Origin of the sequence: Paraburkholderia aromaticivorans, assembly GCF_012689525.1 — a bacterium.
GTDB classification, from domain to species: domain Bacteria; phylum Pseudomonadota; class Gammaproteobacteria; order Burkholderiales; family Burkholderiaceae; genus Paraburkholderia; species Paraburkholderia aromaticivorans_A.
This window is the reverse complement of record NZ_CP051514.1, coordinates 1,169,469-1,192,336: the sequence shown is the minus strand read 5'-3', so window position 1 is coordinate 1,192,336 and position 22,868 is coordinate 1,169,469. Positions and strand designations below refer to the sequence as shown.

18 protein-coding genes and 8 pseudogenes are annotated in these 22,868 nt (G+C 60.3%); 6 read left to right on the top strand and 20 right to left on the bottom strand.

Translation table 11 applies throughout. The annotated features are described in order from the left end of the window. Positions 1–142: 142 nt before the first annotated feature. The 12 genes and pseudogenes from HF916_RS05535 to HF916_RS05485 all read right to left on the bottom strand — a co-directional run. Positions 143–853: an IS6 family transposase gene (locus HF916_RS05535; protein ID WP_431311391.1), complete on the bottom strand. Its 711-nt coding sequence runs from the start codon at positions 851–853 to the stop codon at positions 143–145. A gap of 968 nt (positions 854–1,821) precedes the next feature. Beyond that, positions 1,822–2,696, bottom strand: a pseudogene (locus HF916_RS05525) (patatin-like phospholipase family protein). Positions 2,697–3,049: 353 nt separating this feature from the next. Then, a complete protein-coding gene (locus tag HF916_RS51660) occupies positions 3,050–3,340 on the bottom strand; it encodes a hypothetical protein (RefSeq protein WP_346777711.1) in 291 nt (96 codons plus the stop codon). Positions 3,341–3,854: 514 nt separating this feature from the next. Further along, positions 3,855–4,001 (bottom strand): annotated as a pseudogene (locus HF916_RS50480) (pyruvate kinase); the annotation flags it as partial. A gap of 1 nt (position 4,002) precedes the next feature. Then, positions 4,003–4,125, bottom strand: a pseudogene (locus HF916_RS50475) (pyruvate kinase); the annotation flags it as partial. Between the two features lie 14 nt (positions 4,126–4,139). Next, positions 4,140–5,777, bottom strand: coding sequence for an NADP-dependent glyceraldehyde-3-phosphate dehydrogenase (locus HF916_RS05515; RefSeq protein WP_168788092.1), 1,638 nt, complete (start codon positions 5,775–5,777; stop codon positions 4,140–4,142). Positions 5,778–5,870: 93 nt separating this feature from the next. Next, positions 5,871–6,899, bottom strand: a complete 1,029-nt coding sequence (locus HF916_RS05510) for a hypothetical protein (RefSeq protein ID WP_240975220.1) — start codon at positions 6,897–6,899, stop codon at positions 5,871–5,873. Between the two features lie 148 nt (positions 6,900–7,047). After that, the gene (gene zwf / locus HF916_RS05505) at positions 7,048–8,499 is read right to left on the bottom strand and encodes a glucose-6-phosphate dehydrogenase (protein WP_168788091.1); all 1,452 of its coding nucleotides are present in this window, start codon (positions 8,497–8,499) and stop codon (positions 7,048–7,050) included. Positions 8,500–8,781: 282 nt separating this feature from the next. Further along, positions 8,782–9,732: an ABC transporter substrate-binding protein gene (locus HF916_RS05500; protein ID WP_168788090.1), complete on the bottom strand. Its 951-nt coding sequence runs from the start codon at positions 9,730–9,732 to the stop codon at positions 8,782–8,784. Between the two features lie 103 nt (positions 9,733–9,835). Then, positions 9,836–10,873, bottom strand: a complete 1,038-nt coding sequence (locus HF916_RS05495) for an ABC transporter permease subunit (protein WP_168788089.1) — start codon at positions 10,871–10,873, stop codon at positions 9,836–9,838. Between the two features lie 41 nt (positions 10,874–10,914). After that, a complete protein-coding gene (locus HF916_RS05490) occupies positions 10,915–12,465 on the bottom strand; it encodes a sugar ABC transporter ATP-binding protein (RefSeq protein WP_168788088.1) in 1,551 nt (516 codons plus the stop codon). Then, positions 12,452–13,516, bottom strand: a pseudogene (locus tag HF916_RS05485) (ROK family protein); the annotation flags it as partial. The gene HF916_RS05490 and the pseudogene HF916_RS05485, both read right to left, overlap by 14 nt. Positions 13,517–13,959: 443 nt before the next feature. Here HF916_RS05485 and HF916_RS05480 point away from each other — a divergent pair. Next, positions 13,960–14,331: a DNA-binding protein gene (locus HF916_RS05480; protein WP_168788087.1), complete on the top strand. Its 372-nt coding sequence runs from the start codon at positions 13,960–13,962 to the stop codon at positions 14,329–14,331. Then, positions 14,328–15,074: an RES family NAD+ phosphorylase gene (locus HF916_RS05475; protein WP_168788086.1), complete on the top strand. Its 747-nt coding sequence runs from the start codon at positions 14,328–14,330 to the stop codon at positions 15,072–15,074. The genes HF916_RS05480 and HF916_RS05475 overlap by 4 nt, the downstream gene beginning before the upstream one ends. Before the next feature lie 107 nt (positions 15,075–15,181). Here HF916_RS05475 and HF916_RS05470 read toward each other — a convergent pair whose 3' ends face one another. Continuing rightward, positions 15,182–15,430 carry a hypothetical protein gene (locus HF916_RS05470; protein WP_168787325.1) on the bottom strand — a complete coding sequence of 83 codons (249 nt, stop codon included), beginning with the start codon at positions 15,428–15,430 and terminating at the stop codon, positions 15,182–15,184. Positions 15,431–15,972: 542 nt separating this feature from the next. Here HF916_RS05470 and HF916_RS50465 point away from each other — a divergent pair. Then, positions 15,973–16,908, top strand: a pseudogene (locus HF916_RS50465) (ISKra4-like element ISBte1 family transposase); the annotation flags it as partial. A 44-nt stretch (positions 16,909–16,952) separates the two neighbouring features. Here the strand turns inward: HF916_RS50465 and HF916_RS05455 are convergent. Next, the gene (locus tag HF916_RS05455; protein WP_168788083.1) at positions 16,953–17,270 is read right to left on the bottom strand and encodes a CcdB family protein; all 318 of its coding nucleotides are present in this window, start codon (positions 17,268–17,270) and stop codon (positions 16,953–16,955) included. After that, positions 17,270–17,512 carry a type II toxin-antitoxin system CcdA family antitoxin gene (locus tag HF916_RS05450; protein WP_168789020.1) on the bottom strand — a complete coding sequence of 81 codons (243 nt, stop codon included), beginning with the start codon at positions 17,510–17,512 and terminating at the stop codon, positions 17,270–17,272. Before HF916_RS05450 ends, HF916_RS05455 begins: the two co-directional genes overlap by 1 nt. A gap of 85 nt (positions 17,513–17,597) precedes the next feature. Between HF916_RS05450 and HF916_RS50460 the strand changes: the two are divergent. From HF916_RS50460 to HF916_RS05440, 3 genes and pseudogenes are all read left to right on the top strand, one after another. Further along, positions 17,598–17,995: pseudogene (locus tag HF916_RS50460) on the top strand (uracil-DNA glycosylase family protein); the annotation flags it as partial. A gap of 17 nt (positions 17,996–18,012) precedes the next feature. Then, positions 18,013–18,399 (top strand): DUF488 domain-containing protein, encoded by a 387-nt coding sequence (locus tag HF916_RS05445; protein WP_168788082.1) that lies wholly within the window; start codon positions 18,013–18,015, stop codon positions 18,397–18,399. A gap of 446 nt (positions 18,400–18,845) precedes the next feature. Then, a complete protein-coding gene (locus HF916_RS05440) occupies positions 18,846–19,553 on the top strand; it encodes a succinate dehydrogenase iron-sulfur subunit (protein ID WP_168788081.1) in 708 nt (235 codons plus the stop codon). A 608-nt stretch (positions 19,554–20,161) separates the two neighbouring features. Here the strand turns inward: HF916_RS05440 and HF916_RS05435 are convergent. The 5 genes and pseudogenes from HF916_RS05435 to HF916_RS05415 form a co-directional block, all read right to left on the bottom strand. Continuing rightward, positions 20,162–20,395: pseudogene (locus HF916_RS05435) on the bottom strand (transposase domain-containing protein); the annotation flags it as partial. Positions 20,396–20,590: 195 nt separating this feature from the next. Then, positions 20,591–21,603 (bottom strand): annotated as a pseudogene (locus HF916_RS05430) (IS110 family transposase). A 56-nt stretch (positions 21,604–21,659) separates the two neighbouring features. Then, positions 21,660–21,893, bottom strand: coding sequence for a hypothetical protein (locus HF916_RS05425; RefSeq protein ID WP_168788080.1), 234 nt, complete (start codon positions 21,891–21,893; stop codon positions 21,660–21,662). After that, positions 21,883–22,107: a hypothetical protein gene (locus HF916_RS05420; protein WP_168787324.1), complete on the bottom strand. Its 225-nt coding sequence runs from the start codon at positions 22,105–22,107 to the stop codon at positions 21,883–21,885. The genes HF916_RS05425 and HF916_RS05420 overlap by 11 nt, the downstream gene beginning before the upstream one ends. A gap of 164 nt (positions 22,108–22,271) precedes the next feature. Further along, positions 22,272–22,832 (bottom strand): phasin family protein, encoded by a 561-nt coding sequence (locus tag HF916_RS05415; RefSeq protein ID WP_240975383.1) that lies wholly within the window; start codon positions 22,830–22,832, stop codon positions 22,272–22,274. Positions 22,833–22,868 lie beyond the last annotated feature (36 nt).

Genomic DNA, 22,868 nt, shown 5'->3' with positions numbered 1-22,868 from the left:
GGCGCGAAGTCGTTTATGAATTAGACGATTGCTCCGTATCTGGCTGGTCTTGACCCGCTGCGGTGGGCAACTCGCATGTGGATGAGGTGGCTCTGGTGCAAATAGCCGGTCGGAACGACCTTACCCCTATAGATAGGATATCTTATTGAATGGAGAGGACAGCATTCCAGACAGCGGGAGCAGCCGTATCTTCGAGTCGCAATCTCGGAAGGCCAAATTGTCCTTTGCGAATGCGATGCATCAACTCGATTCCTGAAATCGTGTTCGCAGCGTTCCGGAAACGTTTGAAGTCGAGCATGACGTTCGTTCTGGACTTGACGTTACGATGGTCCTGTTCGATCAGGTTATTCAAATACTTCGAGCATCGAATCGCCGTATCCTCAGGCAGCAGGCCGTCGACCTTCATTTCGCGCGCCGCGCGGTGCGAGGCTGCATAACCATCGAGCGTGATGGTCTTCGGCGCTTGGCCCTGATGTTTGATGGCCTTGCAGAAAAAGGCTTTGGCCGCCTTAACGTCGCGCTTCGCGCGCAGCATGAAGTCCACGGTCTGACCAGCCCGATCAACCGCCCTGTAGAGATACGCCCACTTGCCGCGAATCTTCAGGTAGGTCTCGTCGACACGCCACGACCGTCCCGTGGGCGTGCCAAAACGGTTCCAGCGTTTGACGAACTCCGGCGCATAGCGCTGCACCCAGCGCAGGATCGTCGTGTGTGCGAGCGACAAACCCCGTTCAGCCATCATCTCGACCAGATCCCGTAGACTGAGCTTGTAGCGCAGGTACCAGCGCACGCACAGAATAATGATCTCGCGATCAAAGTGTCGCCCATCGAACAACTCGTCAAGACTCTTCAGCTTACTCATCGGCGACCATCAGTTCGTTCAGTCCCACACCTTAACCGATTTCGCATTGCCATTTGCACCAGAGCCGTTGGGCTGCTGTGCGGCGCGCTGCTTGCCGGTTGCATGTCGGCCGGGGTCGAAGTGAGGCCTGAACAGATGTCGAGCTTCAGGCGTGGCGTGACGACCCTGCAAGACGTGACAGCCACGCTCGGCCCGGCGTCGGTGCAGACCGCGCTGGACGACGGTTCGACCTTGCTCGTCTAGATGTTCGTGACGTCGAGCCGCATCCTGAGAGCTTTCTTCCGTTCATCGGGGCGCTGGTTGGCGGTGCCGACACGCGGTCGTCGGCGGCGGTGTTCCTGTTCGATACGCACGGCGTCCTCAAGAGTGCAAGCACCACGACCTCGAATGTCGGCACGGGCCTGAGCACCGACCTGCACAGCGCGCCGGTGCCAGGCGCTGAGCCGCCCGTCTTGGTCAAGAGCATTCAGCCACCCGCGGTGCAGAGCATCGAGCCGCTTCCGGAGGAGGAAGTCCAGCCGGCCCCGGAAAACAGTGTCGAACCGCCATCAGAACAAAGCGTCCAGCCGGCTCCGAACAGGTAGCGACGGACCTCAGCCATTCGTCACCAATGAGTGTCCGCTGCAAGTCGATGCGATGGGAAGACCGTGAAGCCAAGGCTGCGCTCGAAGACCAGCCCCACCGGCCCTTGCCGCTTGAATGCGGCCTTTGCCACGATCTCGGGCCGAGCGGCCGAAGTAGTTCGATGGTTTCTGCTGATCGCATAGATTCCTACCACCGCAATTCTAGAGCGCAAACAGGGCCGCCGGGTTTCGGCCACTTCCAGCCGTTCGCCTGTGGTCTCAGACGGACATTCGAATGTCGGCTCGATTCACATAGCGGACCAATGGCAGCCAGTCATGCTCGTCGGGTCACTGGCCCTTGGCACAAAGTAGCTCGTCAGTTTTTTGCTTGCGCCGTTATCGCGCGGCGTGCGCATGCTCGCGCAGCTCACCGGGAATCAAAGCGCGCTCGAGGCCACCATCGCTGAGCCATGCACGCGTCTTCTGCGCAGCCCGGTCGATCAGTTGCGCGCACTGCGTATAGTCGTAAGGCGAGACATCGAGTGGACACAACGGCGGAACGACATAGATCTGCACACGCGTCGAATAGAACTCAAGGTCGCGCACGAGCTGGCGTGCGATGACGAGCGTCAGCGCATGCAGGGCCTGCGCGATCGCGCTACGCGGCGGCGCATGCAACGCACACGCGAAGCCGGCCGGTAGCACGATGATGCGCGTCGCACCGAGCGCAACCGCCACCGAGATAGGCGTGTTGTTGGCGACGCCGCCATCGATGAGATCCACACCGTCGATACGCACGGCGGGAACACGCCGGGAATCGCTGCGCTCGCCAACACTGCGTTCACCACAGGACCGGTAGAAAGAACGATTTCGTCGCCGGTAAGCATATCGGTCGCGGCGATGTGAAGCGGCAAGGTCGCCTGCTCGATCCGCTCATACGACAGATGCGTCTCCAGCAGCTGACGCAACGCGTTCGCCTCAACGAGGTGCGCACGACTGCGCAGGATCATCGCGAGCAGCCCGAGCATGGAAAGCGGCATGATGTCCTGCCGCCGGATCTTGCACCAGAGCGCTTCGAGCATTGCTACGCCCCCGCCGTCCGGTTGTCCGGCGAAATACGCTGCGTTGATCGCGCCTGCGGAGGCGCCCACCACGCAGCCCGGATGCTCACCGCGTTCGAGCAGTTCGCGCAGCATGCCAACCTCGATCGCGCCAAGGCTGCCACCGCCAGCGAACACGAAAGCGGTCAAACCCGAAAGATGGGAGTTCATGGCTTATTCGAAACGTCTGCCCGCGGTCAACGCCAATTGTTGGTGCCAGTTGCGCCGGCAGCAGCATGCTGAGGCAACCGCATACAAGCGCCTGTCTGGCGCATCCAACACAGCCTCAGCAATTAACCGCCGCGAGGTCTTCGTCCTTTGATCAGATCCAGCAGTTCAGTCTGCATGGTAGGCCCCTTTCAAGGTGTCCACCAAACGTCGGTAAGATCAGACGAGATCCCTTGGCTTTTCTGGCAAGCGGACATCCGCGTTAAGGTGCTGCGCGGCCTCTGGTGGCAATTCGCGACCGTCCGGGGACTTGCCCGCTGCCGAAGACGCGGTCGACCGTCGGACCCAGGAAGCTGTCATTGAAGTGGACCCGGTTCCAGTGGCCGGAGCGGGTCGATGACGGCCGATCGCCCGTCGTTCGCGAAAATTCGAGGTCTGCAGCGGTGCCTGGACGTCCAGAGAATCTTCAGATTCCGGAGTTCGCCCATCGTTGGTGATCGCTGAAGAATCAACGCGGCGATGTATTCTGGTAGAAGCGCGCGCGGAATGTTCGCCGGAACATCAGCGACCAGTTGTGCAGGCACGGTCCCGATGAACGCCCGCGGGTCAGACGCATGGCTGTATTCGTAGCTGACGTGGATGTCCATGATGTCGGAGCGGTTCGAAGGTCTGGTGGCCGGCTGAGGGCTCCGGAATCAGCGTGAAAGAAACTTGACATAAAATTCTTGGTTCCAGCTGTACGGTCATTGTACATGGCCACCCAGAATTTTCTGGTTGATAAAAAAACCTTATGTCAAATTACATAGGATACCTATTTAATGACGCCTTCACGCGGCATTGCCTGGATTTTTGCGCTGTCGGCCTGTTGCACATTCTCGTAGATTCGCCGAGGCTCGCCCGCTGGAATGCTTTCTTCCGGCGCGGAAACATTCGACGTCAGCGGCGCACAAGATCGATCATCTTGCGCCACCAGTTTTGGCGGAACGCACGTAGAGGTACCAGAATGTGCGTCGTCCTCGGGGGTAGTCAGCAAGGCATTGATTTAAAAAAATATTTATTTGGGGCCTCAAGGCAAGGCCGCACCGGGCTTAGATCGTCCTAACCGGATATTTGCATGTAGATCAAGGGGACCCGCGATAGCGGTGAGAGATGATGTGGCGGCCTTACGATGTGTTTCTGAATTCGCGGCTCCTGTTCGGCAGGCAGTTCAACGCCCGGGTCGCCACGCGCGACCATGATCGCGTCGGCCGCATCAATGATCGGGTCCAGCGACTCGATTGCAGTGGGTTTCTCGAACTTGGCCAGGACAGCCGTGGCTGAAGTTGAGACGGAACACGTCGGCCGCGGCATCGAACAGGCCGCGCACCGCGGTCAGGTCGGAACTCGACGGCCCCAGCGTGGCGACGATTCTGGCAGTACGTTTGCGATGCATCATGTCCGCTCCCCTCACAGGATGAAGTCTGTGTTAATGAACTTGGATTGGTGTTCGCGCACGATGGTATTCAGCAGTTCCCTGTTCGGCGCGGTCTGTTTGGTGGCGACCATCGAGCGGATCGAGAACGCGCGCAGCGCGTCGCTGACCGACAGCGTGCCCTCAGCCGAGTCCTTGCGCCCTGCGAACGGGAATACATCCGGCCCGCGCTGACACTGACAGTTGATGTTCACGCGGCAGACCTGGTTGACCAGCGGATCCACGAGCGCACCAATCTGCGCGGCGTCGGATCCGAAGATGCTCACCTGTTGGCCGTGATCAGAGGTGATCACGTAGTCGAGTGCCTCTTCGACGGCGTCGAAGACCATCACCGGGACCACCGGTCCGAACTGCTCCTCGCGGTACAGCTTCATTCCCTCGCGCACCGGGTAGACCACAGCCGGATAGAACAGCGTGCTGCAGAAGTCACCGCCGCCGTCATTGACGACGCGCGCACCTTGGGCCTTCGCGTCCTCGATCGCCTCGGTCATGTAGGCGGTGCGATGCGGCCCCGGCAGCGGAGTGATCTGCACGCCGGCCTCCCACGGCATACCCAGCTTGAGCCGCGCCAGTTCAGCCGTGAAGCGTTCAAGGAACGTGTCGACGACACTCCTGTGCACGATCAGCATCTTGAGGGCCGTGCAGCGTTGTCCGTTGAACGACAGTGCACCGAGCAGGCATTCCTTGACTGCGAGGTCCAGGTCAGCATCGGGCAGCACAATGGCCGCATTCTTCGCGTCCAGGCCCAACACTGCGCGCAGGCGGTGGGATTTGGGGTGCTGCTTTTTCAGATGGTCCGCAACGCGGCTCGAGCCGATCAGTGCCAGCACGTTGACCTTGCCCGAGGCCAGCATGCGTGGCACCACCAGTGCGCCCGGTGCGTAGATGGTGTTGACAACACCGGGTGGAAACGCATCGCGAAACACCTCGAGTAGCGGCTCGAACAGCAGGGTGCCATATTGTGGCGGCTTGAGGACGACCGTGTTACCCATCAGCAGCGCCGGAATGAGTGTGCAGAAGGTCTCGTTGAGCGGGTAGTTGTATGGCCCCATGCATAGCACCACCCCGAGTGGGGTGCGGCGGACCTGGCCGATGGTCCCCTCGACCACCATGAATCGCGAATGGCCATTGTCCATGTCCTTCAGGGCCTCGATCGTGGCCTGGATGTATTCTACGGTCCGGTCGAACTCCTTGAACGAGTCGGCAAGGCTCTTCCCGATCTCCCACATGAGCAGGTTCACGATCGCCTGCCGGCGCTCAACCATGCCGTTTGCGAACTTGTGCATGCAGGCGATGCGGTCGGCGACCGTCATCGTTGGCCATTTGCCTCTGCCGTTGTCGTACGCGGCTACTGCGGCGTCCAGTGCGGCGTCGCTCTGCACCTCGCTCATCAGCGGATAGCTGCCGATTTCGATCTGGCTTACGTCACCGGTGGCTGGGTCGCGTGTGCAGACCGGCGAGAACACAGTCTTGAAGGGCCCGTTCCATACGGGTATCTGGCCGTCGATAAGGAAACCGCGCTGATGAACGGGTGCGTTGAGGCGGTGTTCAGCCGGAATCTCGTTAGGCGCGGGGAAGTGCAGGGCGAGTTGCGAATTGCGGTCGATCGTCATGAGGACTCCGGAAGATGAGAAGAAGTTAAGGCAGTCGTGCCGAATCAGAACGTTCAAGGCGCGCAGCGTTTAAAGCAACGGGCCGCGTTGTATTCATTGAGTCAGGACCTCGAATCGATAAGCGATTTCGACCGGTTGACCCGGATCGAGTGCTATCGCGGTCGGAATACCTCGTTCATTGATCGGGTTCGCCGCCAGCGCGGCACGGCAGCCCAGTTCAAACGCACTTGCCACGGGCTCGACGCCCAGGCAGAGATTGTGGCTGTTCCAGGGACCGTAGCTACGGCCCCGATTGCTGATCCACAGCAAAAGCGACGGGAGTACAGAGGCATCCCAACAGAGACGATAAGCAACCTGAGATTCGTCATCCGTCAGGATCACCGCTCCGTCTACCCCACAGAGCTGGACGATTTCTTCAGTATCGTGAGGAAGCGGAAAGCGATCAAACTCCGCTGTGCCACCGGCACGCAGCGGCACCTGATCAAGCCTGTCAAAAAATGCCCCCGGTTCTGCGCGAGATACGCCGGGTTCGGGCCCGCCCGGGTGAACGACGCCAAAACGAAACGCGCCGGGATGGATCTGAAATGCGCCTGCGAGTGATGGAAGCGCCAGATTGGGATGCAAACCGACCGGACGGCGTGTCTCCTTGCGCGCCTCGACTGCTAACGAGAAATCAATCGCGGGACCATTCGGATCGGCACGGATCACGCGGACAAGACGTGCTATCGGTGAGGCGGGCGGATATTCGAGCGCGATCTCAATTTCAAGGTCCGTCTGCCTCACGAGTGTCCAGTCGGTCACGCAGCCATAACCATGCAGCAGATCATCGCTCGAATCCAGCAGGGCGTGAGATTCGGGGACGGGGGTGGCGACGCTCTCCTGCCAGCTTTCCACGACGGCCTCCGGTGCATAGGGCACGCCAAAGGGAACACACGGGAATTCGCTTCTCATATGGTTGAGTAATTCCGGCCGCTGGTGCGCTCCGTCGCCGATCCACGGAGGCTCGTAAAACGGCCGGACCTGCCGGTCACCGCGCTTGAGCGCCACCCCGCCGAGCATGCCGCCCCTGGCATGCACATCAAGCGCGCCGTGTGGCCATTCAAGTTGCCAGAATTTATCCATGATCGCTGTCTTGACGGGAAATGAGTTAGAGCTGCACTTCGCCAGGCGGTCGTCAAAAGGCAACGTCGCCGCATAGCGTGTGCCGTTAGAGAAGCAAGTGGCTGGGGCACGTTCGGGCGGCTTCAACCAGACCGCGTCCGGACTGCACTCAGTTCTCTTCTTCCAGCCAGCATGTGTTGTGGCGCGCGAGCAGCGCGCTGCTCGCAGCCGGCCCCCAGGTACCCGACGAATAGGGTTTGGGAGGGTTCTCCTGAGTGGCCCAGTCATCGATGATCGGTGCGACCCACCGCCATGCCGCCTCCTGTTCATCGCGCCGCACGAAGAGCGCGAGCCGTCCGGCGATGACATCGAGCAACAGGCGCTGGTAGGCCTCCATCCTGTCCTGCTGAAAGAACTGATCGAAAGCGAGATCAAGGTAGACGCCCTGCAGTGTCATCCCTAGACCCGGCTGCTTCGCGAGCGCGGAGAGCCGGATCGATTCAGTCGGTTGCAAACGGATCGTCAGCCGGTTCGAACCCGGACGCAGGGCCGTCGGCCCCAGCGCGGAGTGCGGCACGGTCCGGAAGTTGACGACAATCTCAGCGACACGGGCCGTCAGCCGCTTGCCCGTGCGCAGAAAAAACGGCACGCCGGCCCACCGCCAGTTTTCGACCTCTACTTTCAGTGCGACAAATGTCTCGGTCCTGCTCTCGGGTCTGACGCCTGCTTCGGATTGGTAAGCAGGGACTGACACGCCGTTGATGGCGCCGGCATGATACTGGCCGCGCACGACGTTTTGCCTGATCTGCTCACCTAGCACCGGCTTGAGTGCGCGCAGCACGCGCAGCTTCTCGTCGCGCACCGCATCCGCGTCCATCGATTGCGGTGGCTCCATCGCAACGATCGACATGAGTTGTAGCAGGTGGTTCTGCACCATATCGCGCAATGCGCCGGTCTGATCATAAAAGTTGCCGCGACCTTCCACGCCGAGTTCCTCGGCTACCGTGATCTGAATGCTCTCGACCCATTCACGACGCCACAGCGGCTCGAACAGCGAGTTACCGAAGCGAAGTGCAAACAGGTTCTGTACCGCTTCCTTGCCGAGGTAGTGGTCGATGCGGTAGATCTGGTCTTCGCTGAAGATCCTGCCGACCGCATCGTTGATGGCACGGGACGATTCCAGATCGTAACCAAGCGGCTTCTCCAGCACGACACGCGCACCTTCGGTCAGCCCTGCGGCCCCCAGCGCGCTGCAGATCGGCTCGAATAGCGCCGGTCCGGTTGCCAGATAGAAAATGCGCCTGCCGTGAGCCGCGCCGATCGCTTCGCCCAGCACTGAGTACGAATCGGGCTGCCCGGCATCGAGTGCGACATACGTGACTCGGTCGAGAAAGCTTCGCCATACTGCGTCGTCGATCGCGGTTCCCGATATGCGCGGCTTGACGTGCTCCTCGACCCATGCGAGATAGCCACTGCGATCCAGTGCCGTCACCGCGACCGAGACGATCCTGCCGTCGGGCGCGAGCATCTCGTCGCGGTGCGCGGCATATAGCGCGGGAAGGATCTTGCGCATCGCCAGATCCCCTGTTCCACCGAACAGGACGAAGGCGAATCCGGGCATGTCCGGCTGGTTTGTCGATGCTGTCGTCATGGTCTCAGAAGAAAATGTCGAATAGGAATCCTACCAATCAGCCAGCGCAATCACCTCGTCGATGGTGGGAGCATAGGCTCCTTGCTGTGCACACACCACGGCTGCACAAGCGGAAGAAAAGCGCAGATGGGATGCCGGCGATGGCTATCGAAATACGCGCGATGCTCTCGCGATGTTCAACGAGCGCCCGCCAGGCGGGCGACCGAGTGAAGATTTGACATCATTGTCCAGCGTGCAATTGGCGGTTTGAGCCTAGTGGGGTGCTGACCAGCCCTTGTAGCTGCCCACGTTGTCCCGAGTCACGAGCGTCGACGGCAGCAGGATCATCGAGTTGGCAGGCTTCTTGCCGTTCATGATGGCGTAGCCGACCGTCACGGCCGTTTGCGCCATGGACCACGGATCCTGGCTCGCGGAAGCCTGGACCAGGGTGTCGGTCTTCAGAGCGTTTTCGATGTCCGGTGCGCCGTCGACGGACGTAATGAAGAGGTTCTTGCGGTTGAGTTGCTTGGCCGCCAGATCGCTGCCCACTGCTTGCGGGTCGTTGATCGCGAATACGGCATCGACTTTCGGGAACCGAGTCAGATAGCCTTGCATGGCGTTCATGCCGCCCTCGCGGGAGCCCTTTGCGTCCTGATCGTCAGACAGCACCTTGAGATCCGGATGCTTCGCGAATACCGACTTGCAGCCCTTCACCCGGTCGACCACCGCCGAGACGGGCGGCCCGTTTTCGATGATGACGCTGCCCTTGCCGTTGAGTTTTTTGGCGATGTAATCGCACGAGATTTCTCCGGCCTGGACGTTGTTGGTCTGCACCGTGGCGTCAGCGCCCGCGGCGGCCACATCGACTGCCACGACCACGATGCCGGCGGCCTGGGCCTTCTTCACAGCAGGCTCGATGGCCTTCGGGTCTGCTGCGTTGAGCAGGATCATGTCAACGTGAGCGGCGATGAAGTTATCGATCTGCGTGAACTGCTTGTTCATATCGTAGTCCGCCGACACCGCGGTGACATTCACGCCGGGGTTGATCTGTTTCGCCTTCGCCTCGGCGCCTTTGACGATCGTGACGAAGTAGGGGTTGCCGAGGGACCCGACGGTGATCCCAATCGCCTTGAGCGGCTTGTCGGCGGCTCTCGCCGAGGGCAGCGTGAAGCTGAGGCCCATTGCGAGGGCGATGCTGGCGAAAGCAACTTTTTGCTTGAACATTTTCTCTGTCTCCAAGGTGGTCCATTGGGTGAGTGGGGCGCAAGGGGACCGGTTTGCACCCATGGTTTTTTGAAGCGGGCGGGAACAGCTTGTGAAGCGTATTTCAGGTGCGGGCTGATCCGCGTTGACGGAAGCGGTCGAGCGCCACGGCGCCGATGATGACGAGGCCCTTGATGATGTATTGCCAGACGTCGGATACGCCGAGCAAAACCAGCCCATTGGTCAGGACTGCGATGATCAGCGCGCCAACCAGCGTGCCGACGATCGAGCCCACGCCGCCGACGAAGCTGGTGCCACCGAGAATCACCGCGGCGATCGCGTCCAGTTCGTACGACTGTCCCATCTGCAGACCGTTCGCCGCATACAGGCGGGCTGCGGACATCACGGCGCCTAGGCCGGCAAGCAGGCCCGACATCGCGTAGACGAACATCTCGATGCCCCACACCTTGATGCCCGAGAGGCGAGCGGCTTCGGGGTTGCCGCCGACCGAGTAGATGCGCAGGCCGAGGACGGTGCGACGAAGGATGAACCACGACAGCGCGACCACGGCGATCGCGATCACCACGAGCCAGGGCACACCGAGGACTGTGCCATTGCCAATGAAAGCGAACGACAGTTGCGGATTGAAGACGGTCGTGTCATGGCCGAGCAATCGGGCAACACCGCGCACCGCAGTGAGCGCGCCGAGTGTGACGATGAAAGGCGGCAGCCTCAGGAGGGCGATCAGCGCGCCGTTGATCAGGCCGAAGCCGATCCCGACGGCGAGCGCGGTCGGGATGCCGAGCCAGCCCCAGCCAGGAATGTTCGACGCCAGCAAGGCCGCCACCGCGGCGGCCGACAGCACCGAGCCGACTGACAGATCGATCCCGCCTGTCAGAATGACGAAGGTCATCCCGGCGGCCAGCACGATGTTGATCGATGCCTGCTGCGTGACGATCGACAGGTTCTGCAGACTGAAAAAGTTGTCCGTCCCGAGGCCGAAGCCGATGCACAGCAGCACGAGCACGGGCAGCATGCCCGCCGTTCGCATCAGCGACTGCATGCGCTCGCGGTGTTCGATACGCGATTGCCGCTGGGCCTGGGTGGGCGCCTTCGGGACTGGGACCGGGTCGGCGTCGTGCTGCTTGGTGGTATTGCTCATGTCGTCCTCCGAAATACTCGAGATCCTGTCTCTTTTAAGAATCAGGCAGCTTCGCCCAGCGCGGGGCGAGAGCCCGTGGCCAGTTCGATGATGGTTTCCTGAACAATCGGCGTGCCGGTGTGCCCGCCGAGTTCGCCTGCAAATTCGCCTTCGCGCATCACCAGCACGCGATCGGCCACACCGATGATTTCCGGCAACTCGCTCGATATGACGATGATGCCCACGCCCGAGCGCGCGAGGTCGTTGATGATCCGATAGATCTCGGACTTCGCGCCGATGTCCACCCCGCGCGTCGGCTCGTCAAGAATGAGCACACGTGGCTTGGTCTCGAGCAGGCGCGACAGCAACACTTTTTGCTGGTTACCGCCGGAGAGCGCGCCCGCGTTGACCTTGGCGTTCGGTACGCGGATGGATAGCGCGGCGATCGCATCGCGCGCGCGGGAAGCACCGCGTGCCAGATCGAGTACTCCGAGCCGCGCGTCCCGGTTGCAGACCGCGACGTTGATGTTGTCGCGCACGCTCATGTCGAGAAAGAGGCCTTGGCCCTTGCGGTCTTCGGTGAGGTAGACGAGGCCCGCGTCGATTGCATCACGCGGGGTGCGCAGCGCGAGAACCTTGCCGTCCACCGCCACTTCGCCTCTTACGCGCGGTTCGGCGCCAAAGATGAGGCGGGCCAGTTCGGTGCGCCCGGCGCCCACGAGGCCCGCGATGCCGAGGACTTCGCCCGCGTGAAGATCCAGGCTGCAGCCACGGACGCGTCCTTTGTCTGCGACATTGCGTACCGACAGCACGACTTTGCCCGGATCGTAGGGCGCGTGCTGCTTCTTGTAGAAGCCGGAGATGTCGCGACCGACCATCATTTTCACGAGACTCTCGGCGGAGAGCTGGTCGCGCTCCAGCGTGCCGACATAGCTGCCGTCGCGCAGCACGGAAACGCGATCGGAAAGCTCGTAGATCTCCGCCATGCGATGGCTGATATAGATGATCGCGAGTCCTTCGGTGCGCAACTGACGGATCAGATCGAAGAGGCGGTCGGTTTCGCGCGACGACAGCGGTGTAGTGGGCTCGTCCATCACGAGGATACGTGCGCGGGTATGCACGGCCCGTGCAATCTCGACGAGTTGCCGCTCGGCGATGGACAGGTCGCCCACCAGGGTGTGCGGCCGGAAGGCGGCACCCAGGCGTTTGAGCACGGCTTCGCAGGCCTGCTCCATTCCCGGGCGGTCGATTACGCCCCAGCGGCCGCCCTTGCGCAGTTCGCGTCCCGCATGGATGTTTTCGGCGACCGACAGATTGGGCGCAAGGCTCAATTCCTGGTAGATCACAGCTACACCGAGGGCTCGCGCGGCGAGCGGGCCGTCAATGACCTCGACCTTGCCGTCGATGAGAATCTGTCCGCCTGCGTCCGCCTGATAAGCGCCCGAGAGGATTTTCATCAGGGTCGACTTGCCGGCGCCGTTTTCGCCCATCAGCGAATGCACTTCGCCTGGATACACGGTGAGGCGCACGTTGTCGAGCGCGCGCACACCGGGAAAGGTTTTGCTGATGCCACGCATTTCCAGCAGCGCGGGGCGGGATTCAGAACTGGACATGGGTCACCTCCTGGGGTGTAGTACCCGCGCCTTTGAGAATTCCCGTGCGCGGCGAAAAGTTGAAGAACATCGGCAGCGTTGCCGCGCCGATCGCGCCTGCATCCGGCCCGAACGTGCCTTGCACCATCTCCGGAGTGCCACGCGCTTCCGGGGCGGTCGCGATCATGGCGGTGCGCAGGCGCTTCATCAGGGTATTGAGCAGACCGCAGTCGACGTCGGCGTCGAGGATCACCACCGGAACATCGAGCACGCACAGCATCGAGCGCAGGGCGGGGGCGAGCGCGTCGATGCAATCGTCGATCCATTCGTCGACGGCTGGCAGGCCGCGCGTCATGCAGGCTTCGAGATCGGCCCGCTTTTCAATCGACTCGCCGCTGTAACGCAGATGCCGTGTCAGCGCGTTGAGGGACGCGCGTGAGAGCAGGATGTCCCATTGCCCTCTGGGCTGAAGGGCCGAAGGCAGGCGGCTGGGCGGAACCGGCATGACGCCGATATCGCCCGCATTGCCGCTCACGCCGCGCAGACAATCGCCGTCCACCGCGATGCCGCCGCCTATCGCCGGCCCGAGAAACAGATAGATGAAATCGTCCGATTGACGTCCGTGGCCGTAGAACAGTTCGGCGATGGCGGCAGCGTTGCCGTCGTTCTCGCTGAATACCGGCAGGGACAGGGCCCGCCCGAGTTCGCCCGCGAAGTCCACGCCGTCCCAGGCGCGGAACGTGTCGGCCGGCAGGCCAAGTTCGCGCAGCCAGCTTCCGAGGTTGTATGGCTGCGCAACGCCGACGCCCGTCAGCCGCTCGCGCTCGTGCGGGGTGAGGACCTGAAGGATGTCGTGAATATCGTCCTGGACGATTTCGAGCACTCTCGCGGGGTGGGGCAGCACCACGTCGTGCGCGCGGCGGGCCAGCACCTCTCCGGCAAAGTTCACCAGCACCGTCTCGATGGAGGTGCGGTCGAGCCGCACGCCAATGCCGAAGGCGCCGCGCGGGTGCAGGCGGATCAGGGAGGCGGGCTGGCCGCGCTGGCCCTCCAGACGGCGGCCGGTGAATTCGGCGCCACCTGGCTCGGCGCTTCCGTGAAGTCGCGTAGTAGTTTTATGCCGGGCTTGAAGAGTTCGCTGGCCGCCGGATTGCGAATCGGATAGGTCGATCGAGCCGCTGGACGTCCAACGGCCGAAGATCTGCGAATGGCGTTAGACAGGACACACATCCCGTGCGTTTGACTGGCGATTTTCAATGCGTTCTCATGTTCGACCCGATCAAGGTCGTCCCTTGAGTGAACAGCGTGAAAACCCAGGGACAATGTTGTGCAAACCCACGGCAGGGTATCCAGCTACCCGCCTGCAGCGAACGAATTGAATAATTGAAGTTGTCCTTTTTTCCAGCAGGTGGGGCTAGGCACGCCGAAGGCGGGTGCGATTCACACATAGCGCGAAATTTCTACCGTGCGCGAACTGTGCATATAATGTGCATGTGAGTAGCAAGGAGGTTCGAGATGACTGTTGAAAATTTTTCTGGCGTTCTGGAGTCTGCACGGGAAGCGGGAACATCCCGACTCTCCGCGGTCAATCTCGCCAACGTTCTCGGCTTACAGCAGCAGGACCTTGCAACTATGGCGGGTGTCCACCGCAACACACTGCGCACGCATCCCGAGTCACCGAGGTTGCAGGCCGCCTTGCGTGACCTCATGCGCGTCGTATCAGCGGCTGTTGCTGTCCAGCCGGACATCGAACGCGCGCTGTTTTTCATAAAAAACAGTCCGATCCCTGCATTCCGCCACAAGACGATCCTCCAGTTGGTCCAGGACGGCCGGACGGAGGATGCGATCGACTATCTGGAGTCCATCAGCGCAGGTTTCGTTGGATGATTCTGACCGATCTGCCGAAGGGAACAATGCTTTACCGCGCCCACGCGCCCCGGTGGGCCGATCGTCCCACGAGCGGCGCCGGGGCCGCGCTGCAAGGCGGACGTTTTAACCGCGAAGGCGTCGAAGCGCTATACCTCTCTCTGGAAGAACTGAAAGCGCTGCGCGAGTATCAGCAGACGTCGCCGTTCCTGCCGCCATGCACGATGTGCTCGTACTCCGCTGAACTCCGGGATCTGGTGGATCTGCGTCAGCTGGACCGCAGTTCCTGGGACGAACTCTGGCACGACTGGCGCGAGGATTGGCGGTACTGGAAGTTTGACCAGCACATTGAGCCACCCACCTGGGTTCTGGGGGATCTGGTTCGGGAAAGCGGATACCCCGGCATTGTTTTTCCGAGTCAGACGCACGACGGGGGAACCCAGGTCGTGATTTTCAGCGACCGGCTTCACGGCGACAATTCGATCAAGGTCAACGACCCTGGCGGGCAGCTCCCCAAAGATCAGTCAAGCTGGCAGTCCCAGGCCCCTGCAGCGCATCCCGCTCCAGAAAGAGCGGCTTGCCCCTTTGACAGGAGCCGGCGATTCCGGAGAGGGGGCTCCCTGGCGTTTAATGCCGTGACCTGCGGTCGAACGGCGTCGGCGGGACAAGGTCTGGCAGTCGGTCAGAGACCATGCGCGGCTGTCTCTCTGTGGCCAGCCTGCACGCCGGCGCTGCAACGACCAGTACGCCCGGGTCTGGGGTAACGTAGCGAGTGGCACGTGGTGCGGAGAAGCCCGGCGGCCACCGTGCCGGCCGCGGTGCCCGATGGTCAGAGAATCTTGAGGTTGCGGAGCTTGCCGATCGCCGGCGATCACTGAAGGATCACCGCAGCGATGTATTCCGGCAGGAGAGCTCGCGGAATGTTCGGCGGGACGCCGGTGACAAGTTGTTTGGGCACGGTGGCGATGTACGCCCGCGGATCGGACGCATGGCTGTATTCGTAACTGACGCAGATGTCCATGATGTCGAGGCGGTATTGACGGTCGGGTTCCAGCTGCGGATTGAGTGCTTCAGACTTGACATAAAAACGGCTAGGACTCGGCTGGGCTCCATTGTACATAATCCACCAGAATTTACGGTTGATAATTCTATTTATCTGAAATGTATAGGAAAACTAATCATGTTGGCTGCTACGGGGTGCAAAGCACTGTTTCGGTACAGCGACACACAGGGGGACTTAGCTGCCATGCATCTTGACGTAATAACCGATACCTAAGACGATTGCGCCACCCCAGACCCACTTGCTCGTGATGAGATATGCGCCAAGCGCCCCGATTGCGTAGCCGAAGATCACTCGAAAGATCAGCGTGCTCCACTCTTGGGGGTGTGGGTTCTGGAGATAGGTTCCAAATCCGACGATCAGGCCGCAGATCAACGCGATAGTCCATATGAGAGCGGACCTTGGCCTTTGTCGGCGGTTTGAACGTAACCGACTTCGACTTGGCTTTCGAGGCTAGCCTTTCCAGCCTGATCTTTTCGGACCTCCCATCCTTTTTATAAGAAAAAAACTTCAATGTTCCGCGGCAGGCCCGAGCCGACGAGTTGTGTTCAGTTGATTTGGCAAACAACAAACTCGTCTAAATACCCGTCATAAAAACGCAGCTTGAGGATGCGCTGGCGGCCACGATGATCCGGAGGCGCGTCACCACGCTGGGCCATCGCCTTGGAAGCTTGAGCGCAGCGCCCGCCGTCGAGCAACGGCAATACGTCGATCTGCCTGCTAGGGGATGCGCCATTCCGCGACGTAGTTCAGTGCGCGCCGTGGGAATCGACGGCGGATATATCGCTTGGCCAGACACAGCAGCCGGCAAGACGGCTGGTTCTAAGTTTTCGTCCGAAAATCATTGCGCGACGACGGTTGCGGACACAGCTTCCCTTACGTTCACACACTCGAGCACGAGGCTGCCGATCGGATGCTGGCGTTTCTTGCGCAGGAAGGCGTCGGCGCGGACCAGCCGGTAACTTTCCTGTCTGACGGCGGCGACACGGTTCGCCGTGCACAACTCGACTTTAACGATAGGGTACTCGACTGGTTTCACGTCGCCATGCGAGTACAGAATCTCGAACAGATGATCAAGGGGCTGCCGGACCGCGACGAACGGCCACGTGCTGACGTGCTGATCGATGGGCTGCGCCGTGCAAAGTGGCGCCTCTGGCACGGCTGGCCCTATCCGGCGCTGCAGCGGCTCGAACGCCTGGGCTGGGAACTCGCCACGGACGGCAGTCTCGAGGAGGCCAGGCTGCTGGCCAGACTCGAGGAGTTCATCGGTTACCTTAAGAACAACCAGCCCTTAATCGTGAAATACGGCGACCGCTACCGCCATGGTGAGCCGATCACGTCGAGCTTCGTCGAGTCGGCCGTGAACCGCGTGGTCAGCAAGCGTTTTGTGAAGCGGCAGCGGATGGCATGGCGACCGATTCATGCAAGGCCTTCTGCAGGTGAGGACGGCCGTCCTGAATGAGCAGTTGCGATCGTGCTTCGAGCGATGGTATCCCGCACTCGCGGTCAACGAGCACGCTCACGATATCGCGGCATAGAGCCCCCGCTTTGGTGCGGTCTCCCCGCAGCAGTGGTTGATCGATCAGAAGCCACCCAAAAGACGGTCAAGCGCTGCCGTGATCTTGTCCCGATGCTCCTGCAATGAACAGATCGAGGGACCAAGCTCGTTTAACGGAACAGATGCAATGAATGCCGGGTGCATCAGGCATTTGACGCCAGCGATGTCGAAGGACGGCGTGAAATCTGCCGGCAGTTTGCCGGGAGGGAAAGAGTCAGCACGAATCAGCGGGACAACGACCCGAATAGTTAGGCCATCAAGAAAGTCGCTCTGCACGTCGACAAGGTACGGCGTATTTGCCTTGCTTTTGCCGGGGTTGGCATAAACTTCAAATCGCGCCATCAAAACATCCGGTATTCAGCGAGTGGAACGCCATTCTTTTCGACCCAGTCGTTGGTGTTTTTAATGAACTCTGCGTTCTCCTGCGCCCAGCGACGACCTTCCTCGGCCTTGATTGCGTCGCGTAAAGCTTGCTCGCACGCACGTGAGAAGTTGATGCCCAGTTCCTTCGCTCGCTCATAAACGTCGACAGGCAGCGTGACATTGGTTGCCTTACGTGAGACGGCGGCAGTTGGATGTGCCATGTGAACCTCCATGTGGATGGATATGCGCATATCTATCCACATTCTACACGTTTTGACATCCTCCCCGTCCTCTTTAGGGCGGGGAGGATGTCAAGTTCCCTCGTTTTATGACGAGTCGCGGTTTGCAATCATCCCGATGGGGTTTTGTTATCCTGGGCGGGGCAACGATGGCGCTAAGCCGCCGCGCCGCGAATGTGCGCAGATCTGGCTGGACAGCCTCCTGGAGAAGCTGGAGAGCGTCCAGTTAAAGCTGTCGGCCAGTATGCGCAACGCCATTTTCTCAGTGGCTGCCGCAAGCGGTCCCTGACCGAAACAGTTGGCGCGTGGGCAGAATATGTGCCGGCCGTGATGCCATTGCCTCATCCGTCACCACGCAACCAGGCCTGGCTTCAACGGCATCCGTGGTTCGAAAGGGACTTGCTTCCGGTGTTGCACGCAAGAGTTGAAGCGATCTTGGCGCACGAAGCGGAGCCGGCAAGATAACCCGGAGGGAGCACGATATGTCGCGGGCGAGTCGCAAGAAATTGCAGATATTCATCAGACGAGCATACGAGGATCCGACACCGGAGGATGGCTATCGTGTCCTCGTAGACCGGGTTTGGCCTCGAGGTCGCAGCAAGGCGGTGCTTGCCCTCGATCAATGGGCGTTCGACCTCGCACCCAGTACAGCATTGCGCAAATGGTTCGGCCACGATCCGAAGCGATGGGAAGCATTCAAGCAGCGCTACCGAAGCGAGCTTGCTTCTGAGGAGCAGCAGGAACGGATTCGACGCCTTTTGAGCGATTCAGGTGGCCGTTCGATCTCACTCATCTACGGCGCAAAGGACGAGAACCATAACCAGGCCGTTGTCTTGCGAGACGTCCTTTCGTGCCTGTCTGAAGAATGAAACCTGTGACTGCTTTGATCCGATTGCCCTTGCATGGCCGTCCGGACTGCGAGCAGCGTCATTTCTACCGGTCATGCCAGCAATTGATGGCATCGCTACGAGATTAATTCGCTGACAATATCACGGTATGATATATAGCGATGGATAGCGCATGGCAGCTACCTTGATCTGGGTAGCGGTCAAACCGGAGCTCGCAGCGAGGCGGATGATTTCGATCACAGTACGGAGCGCTTCGATACCACGCCTTTTTCCGGCGGTAGCCGACACGCTGTATGGGCTGACGATGGCAGCAACTGGATTACGATGCATGCGATGATTATTGCGAGGTGTTCGCTCCACGGCTGATAGCCGTCTAAGCACGCTATGGCGAGTAGCAGATCGACGCAAAAGCAGCGTCGGCCAACTGTCCGGTGTTGCGCAGCCTGCCACCCGATTGGAGAGACGTTATGAGTGGTGCAAAAACATTCGAGATCTACCGATACGATCCAGACAAGGATGCCACGCCTCATTCGCAGGTCTTTAAGATAGAAAGGGCGGTGAATGACCGGATGCTACTGGATGTACTAATTCGCCTCAAAGCGCAGGACGAGACGCTCAGCTTCCGGCGTTCCTGTCGCGAGGGGGTATGCGGCTCTGACGCTATGAACATCAATGGCAAGAACGGTCTCGCCTGCACGACCAATCTCAACGATCTACCCAGCCACACGGTGTTGCGACCGTTACCCGGTTTACCAGTCGTACGCGATCTGATCGTCGATATGACTGCATTTTTCAAGCAGTACCATTCGATCGCGCCGTACCTGATCAACGATACCCCGCCCCCCGAGCGAGAGCGGCGCCAGTCGCCGGAGGAACGTGATCAACTCGACGGCCTCTATGAATGCATCCTGTGCGCATGTTGCTCGAGCGCGTGTCCTTCGTACTGGTGGAACCCGGATAAATACGTCGGCCCAGCGGGCTTGCTACAGGCTTATCGCTTTCTGGTTGATTCCCGCGACGAAGGAACTGCCGCACGGCTGGATAATCTCGATGACCCGTACCGTCTGTTCCGATGTCGCGCGATCCTGAACTGCACGGACGTTTGCCCCAAAGGACTGAATCCGGCAAAAGCAATCGGGGAGATCCGCACCATGCTTGCACGCAGAACTATCTGATTGATGCATTGTGATCGTACAGGAAGTGGGCAGCGACAATTGTCACGACCGGCCGTGCTGCCTGACGCTGTCTAAGGAAGGCTGGGGTGGCAATTCAACGTGCATCACGAGATGAACCAATCGAAGAACGTTCACGTATCGAGTTTCTCATCGCGCGTGACGGATTCCCGGCAACTGTCGAATGGGTTCACACCGCGGTGAAGATCTATCGGAGCGCAGTGCTTTCGAATCGACATTTCGCGTATTCCGAACCCTATCGATCTCGCTTTATCGTCGCGTATCTTGAGTTCAAGCAATGGTTGCGATCAGCTTCCACACCCTGATGAGCGCCTTGGCAGGGACCTTAATTCCGTCGAAGTGCGATCCACGGCGAACACGTTTCAGCATGCCGAGCCAAGCGCTGTCGGTGGACTCATCTGCCCCAAGAGGTGAATGATCACCGATTCAATATCTCCGTTGCCGAATACCGAGATCATCACCCGGCGCCGACTTCTCGCACTCACACAACGTGCTGCCTTTGAGGCTTTCTGCTCTCACATTGACCGCTGATAGATTGTAAGCTCGAATTAACACGCACCTTGGTGGAATATTGGGTGATCTGTGCTTGATCACGTTGACGCGAATGCGTCGTTCCGCTTCGCGAAGTTGAATGGCAGCAGGTCACTGATATCGGTATTCGGCGCACGCTGCGGCAGCCTGGTCAACACGTCGAGCAGATAGGCATACGGCTCGACTCCGCATGCTCGACAGGTCAGCATGAGGCTGTAAATGATCGCGCTGGCCTTCGCTCCGGCAACTGTGTCGCTGAACAGCCACGCCTTGCGCCCTGTTGCAAATGCGCGATCATTCTGCCCAGACCGGTGTCCACGGGAGTATTCACCAATGATCGGCTTGCTGCGTTAGCAGTGCCAGGCTCATTTCGGCTCATGGTCTGGGCATCCCAGCGATCGCTGATTGGGGAGCGACGGGAGCGCGTGGCCCAAGCACTAGCTTGGGTTCACGTCAACACATTTACCGGGCCCACGGCCCCGCCGGATCTAACCAAAGCATTTGGGCACCTCGAATGGTTTGCCGTCTCGCAACATGTAGAAGGCCGCGCGCGCGAGCTTATGCGCGAGCGCCTTCATAGCGACCACGGGCATGCGCCGGGCTTTCTTGCGCTCATAGAAGCGTCTCGCCTGCGGACAGCTGCGCATGGCAACAGCAGCAGCCTCGATGAAGGCCCAGGAGAGGTACTTGTTGCCGTTCTTGGCGTTGCCTTCGCCTTTCTTCCTCCCGTTCGAGACGCGCCTGCTTTCAACGCACCGACAGTACGAGCTGAACTGGCCGACAGTGCGGAAACGGGAAATGGTGCCCGTCTCCGGCATGATCGTGGTCGCGAGTGTGACTCCGATGCCGGGTGCAGTTTTGAGGATCGCGAACTCGGGACGCAGTTTTACTTCGCGATGAAGTATCGACTCGACTATCCTGATCTGTGCTTGCAGAGTGCGCACGACTGCGAGGTTTGCGGTCAGGGCCGTCTCGATATATGGCGGCAAACCGGGTGAGGTCACAGCGGCGCTATCGAGATGGCGGACCTGCTCTGCGTTGAGGCGCAGATTCAACTGCCGGGCCAGGATGTTCTCGATACTGAGCGTATTCAGCGTGCTTTGCTGTACGAGTTGCGCGCGCTTGCGGGCTAGATCACGCAGGCCTCTTTCCTGTGGAGGATAGATGTAACCTTCTGGCAGCAGCCCAAGGCGGAAGATATGCGCGAGAAACACGGCATCCCGTTCGTCGCCGGCGTACTTCAGGCCCTCGTACTGCTTGATGGCGGCGGTATTTGCCAGGTGGACGGCAAAGCCCGCGGCCATCCAGCCATCGACAAGCCAGTACCAGTTATATGTTGATTCCATCACGACCCTTGCAGGTCCTCGTGGAATGGCGCGAGGACCGCGATGATTGATGACAGGTCGTTAGTCAGTCGCTTGCAGTGCAGCACTCGATCCTGATCGTCGATCACGGCGACTACGGCGTTATTCGAGTGCAGATCGATGCCGCTATACTTCATTTCAGCCTCCTGAACGGGTCGGTTGCCGTCGATGCCGGTTGCGGATCGTGCCGACTTCAGCAGCGCGAAGCACGGATGGTGTCGAGTCTCGCCAGCAGTGCGCGGACCTGTGGTTCGAGCTCAGGCGGAAGACCCGTCGCCAGGATCGCATTGATCCGAGCGCGGCAGTAGTCGGGTGAGCTCACCTGGTTCGTCCAGCGTGTATTGTCTTCACGAACCAGGTGTTCGAGTTGCGTGATCATGACGCGGATATGCGCCAGTTCCTGCGCCAGATGGTGATCAACGTTCATAGGATTTCCCGGCGGGATTCGTGTTGTTGTTCTGCGGGTCGTCCAGATCGCACATAGACCGGCGGTTGCGAAGGCGGTGCCCGTGATACGTGCGGTCCATCTGCCGCAACAGCTGTGCCCGCCGATGCTCCAACCGATAATGGCCGACCATGAAAACGACTGCAAACAGCAGCACCGCGAAACCCATCAACATGCTTACCCAGCTTTCGTGCATCTTTACCTCCTTCCCACACCCGGCGACGACCTGTCAGTCGTTCGCTCGGGTGTCAGCCGCATCGTTAGACGCTCTGGCTATCTTGCGTGTCATTCATTCACCACCTCCTGCTGGTCAATACATGCAGGTTCAGCACCATGTCTGTGGTGCCGGTATCGTGGTCATCACCTCGTCGCCTCGTTCGCTGGCCCGATCGTGCACCGGGCGGTTCCTGGAACGGCCATCGCCGCTACATCGAAGCTGCTTCGGGTGACCTCGACCGCCTGCCGACCGGTTTCCTGCATAGTTTCATACAGTTTGCGGGCGGCGGTGATAGTGGAATTGAGCGCGGCCACAGCGGACCCGGAGCCCACGGGCGCGGTTTTCGCGACGTCCTCCGCCAGTGTCCTGACCCGGTGACCATACGCTTCCCACTGCGCCTGCGCGAACCGCATAAAGTCGACTTGAATCGACGCTGCGATCTCGAGAAGCTGGTGGTTCCGGGCCTGGATCCTCTCTGCCGTCTGCGCAGCAAGGCTGTCATGCAGCCGCAGCCATTCCTGTGGTTCCCTGACGGCAAGCGCCTTCTGCGTCCGGTCGAGCTGACCGGCCAGCGTCGACCGGGTCGCCTCCATGTTCAGCCGGGCCAGCTTGTCGATGCCCTTGACGATTCCGTTGGTCAGGCTGAAAAGGTTGTCGAGGTGCGCCTTTTGGGTTGCAGCAATCTGTTCATGGGACAGCATCATGTCTCTCCTTCAGGGGTGATCTCGCGTGGCTTAGGG

Bases quoted from the DNA above. Each gene is read 5' to 3' on its own strand.
- HF916_RS05450 (WP_168789020.1), bottom strand. From the start codon at position 17,512: ATGGCACATCCAACTGCCGCCGTCTCACGTAAGGCAACCAATGTCACG.
- HF916_RS05415 (WP_240975383.1), bottom strand. From the start codon at position 22,832: ATGATGCTGTCCCATGAACAGATTGCTGCAACCCAAAAGGCGCACCTC.
- HF916_RS05495 (WP_168788089.1), bottom strand. From the start codon at position 10,873: ATGAGCAATACCACCAAGCAGCACGACGCCGACCCGGTCCCAGTCCCG.
- HF916_RS05425 (WP_168788080.1), bottom strand. From the start codon at position 21,893: ATGAACGTTGATCACCATCTGGCGCAGGAACTGGCGCATATCCGCGTC.
- HF916_RS05440 (WP_168788081.1), top strand. From the start codon at position 18,846: ATGAGTGGTGCAAAAACATTCGAGATCTACCGATACGATCCAGACAAG.
- HF916_RS05515 (WP_168788092.1), bottom strand. From the start codon at position 5,777: ATGACGATCGACCGCAATTCGCAACTCGCCCTGCACTTCCCCGCGCCT.
- HF916_RS05455 (WP_168788083.1), bottom strand. From the start codon at position 17,270: ATGGCGCGATTTGAAGTTTATGCCAACCCCGGCAAAAGCAAGGCAAAT.
- HF916_RS05470 (WP_168787325.1), bottom strand. From the start codon at position 15,430: ATGTACAATGGAGCCCAGCCGAGTCCTAGCCGTTTTTATGTCAAGTCT.
- HF916_RS05480 (WP_168788087.1), top strand. From the start codon at position 13,960: ATGACTGTTGAAAATTTTTCTGGCGTTCTGGAGTCTGCACGGGAAGCG.
- HF916_RS05445 (WP_168788082.1), top strand. From the start codon at position 18,013: ATGTCGCGGGCGAGTCGCAAGAAATTGCAGATATTCATCAGACGAGCA.
- HF916_RS05490 (WP_168788088.1), bottom strand. From the start codon at position 12,465: ATGTCCAGTTCTGAATCCCGCCCCGCGCTGCTGGAAATGCGTGGCATC.
- zwf (WP_168788091.1), bottom strand. From the start codon at position 8,499: ATGCCCGGATTCGCCTTCGTCCTGTTCGGTGGAACAGGGGATCTGGCG.
- HF916_RS05420 (WP_168787324.1), bottom strand. From the start codon at position 22,107: ATGCACGAAAGCTGGGTAAGCATGTTGATGGGTTTCGCGGTGCTGCTG.
- HF916_RS05510 (WP_240975220.1), bottom strand. From the start codon at position 6,899: ATGGATAAATTCTGGCAACTTGAATGGCCACACGGCGCGCTTGATGTG.
- HF916_RS05500 (WP_168788090.1), bottom strand. From the start codon at position 9,732: ATGTTCAAGCAAAAAGTTGCTTTCGCCAGCATCGCCCTCGCAATGGGC.
- HF916_RS51660 (WP_346777711.1), bottom strand. From the start codon at position 3,340: ATGGACATCCACGTCAGCTACGAATACAGCCATGCGTCTGACCCGCGG.
- HF916_RS05475 (WP_168788086.1), top strand. From the start codon at position 14,328: ATGATTCTGACCGATCTGCCGAAGGGAACAATGCTTTACCGCGCCCAC.